Source organism: Candidatus Magnetobacterium casense (assembly GCF_019173545.1).
Classification (GTDB): Bacteria; Nitrospirota; Thermodesulfovibrionia; order Thermodesulfovibrionales; family Magnetobacteriaceae; genus Magnetobacterium; species Magnetobacterium cryptolimnobacter.
This window is the reverse complement of sequence record NZ_JABXWD010000648.1, coordinates 1-1,458: the sequence shown is the minus strand read 5'-3', so window position 1 is coordinate 1,458 and position 1,458 is coordinate 1. Positions and strand designations below refer to the sequence as shown.

2 protein-coding genes and 1 pseudogene are annotated in these 1,458 nt (G+C 49.4%); 1 reads left to right on the top strand and 2 read right to left on the bottom strand.

Features of this window, described 5'->3' with window-relative positions; all coding sequences use genetic code 11:
- Positions 1–459, bottom strand: a pseudogene (locus tag HWQ67_RS18420) (hypothetical protein); the annotation flags it as partial.
- 67 nt (positions 460–526) lie between these two features.
- On the opposite strand from HWQ67_RS18420, the gene HWQ67_RS18415 reads away from it, so the two are divergent.
- Positions 527–772 carry an LA_3696 family protein gene (locus HWQ67_RS18415; protein WP_218254152.1) on the top strand — a complete coding sequence of 82 codons (246 nt, stop codon included), beginning with the start codon at positions 527–529 and terminating at the stop codon, positions 770–772.
- A 33-nt stretch (positions 773–805) separates the two neighbouring features.
- Here the strand turns inward: HWQ67_RS18415 and HWQ67_RS18410 are convergent.
- Positions 806–1,458: hypothetical protein (locus HWQ67_RS18410; RefSeq protein ID WP_218254151.1), on the bottom strand; the 653-nt coding region annotated here is incomplete at its 5' end.

Sequence of the window (1,458 nt, the reverse complement as noted above, 5' to 3'; positions counted from 1 at the left end):
GTTAGGCTGTGGGGTTGTGGTTGGTGTCGGGATTTCATTGCCACCACCACCGCCACCGGAAAACATAGGATGACCAAAATGTTTAGTTGGAAGTCCAAAACCTTCTCCTGTGTAGCTGACCTTACCATATGTCGGGCTGTTGTGAGAACCTGCACCTTTAGGTAAGGTTGTTACCGGCGTAGATATGGTGGAAACACTATCAACCTTGATTTCTGGAGGCTTGCCTTGATCCGTAAAAAGCTTTGGAGTATCAGACGGAGTTACTGGCAATGTCGGCTCTGGTACATCAATATGAGAAGGCGGCAATATTGCAGGCATCCCCTCCGGATTCTTAGGCTGCGTTGTTGGAACTGGCTTGAAATCAGGAGGGTCAGGCAAGCCAACAAGCTCCCTGCCTTCCTTGTTTAAAACGCTCTGGCCTATTTCTTTAATTTTCTTTAATCCATATCCGCCTTCCATGTCTATCTCCTCCTTTTTTCAGGGTTATGTGTTTGCATTTTTACATGCGTGGTTGTATACTAAAGTCATGAGTGTAATAACGATACCAAAGGCATTGAGAGACAAGCTTGGAGACGAGGGCACGGATGCCTTTATCAAGGTCATCAACGAAGCCGGCCTTGACACGAGGAGGGACCTGGCGACAAAAGATGATATAGCAAAATTGAGTGAGCGCATTGTTAAAATTGAGGGTGAATTGACACTCATCAAGTGGATGCTTGGCCTTATCTTGGCCTGCGTCATATCGCTTGTGATGAAGTCATTCTTCATGTAATCTCCTCTTTCCCGCTCAAGGCTCGCACCTGGTCTACTTACTAATCGTTTCAATCGAAGCCCCTAACGTGTTGATCGACGACAGCACATGCCCAAGCAGCGTGACATACGCATCCGTACCCGTCTTTGCAGCGGCCAACTTGAGTTGATTGTCGTTCATCATCTGCTGTAACGTGAGCCTTGCTATCTCAAGATGCTGAGAACTTTCGGCCTTTTTGGCCTCCGTGTTGGTGCGCTCCGTCTCAATCCATACACGGAAGGCCTCTGCTATGGCTCTGGCCTCTTCACCCCAACTGGCTATTTCGGCCTTGTACTTGTCTACCTTCAATGCCTCTATCGAGACATCGCCGTGCAGCCTGGCCTTTTCCATGTCAAGCCCTGCAAGGTAACCGTCAAGGTTGAGCTTGGCCTGCGCTATCTGTGCGTCAAGGTTGTCCTTTTCTACCGCTGATTGAATCCGTGCCCCTTCCAGCTCACTGCGGTAAGCATTAACGAGCGTCTCATATATCTGCGCCTGGATATGCTGACCTCTGACCTCTGCCTCCCATGCACGAAACTCAAGCTCTTTCAGTTGCGCAGTGGCAATGTGGGAATCAATAACGAGCTTGCCCTGTTCAAGCACGAGCCGCTGAACGTTAGCAGCCAACTCCGCCGCCTGCATGTCTATCTTGTAACCCTCAAGTATGG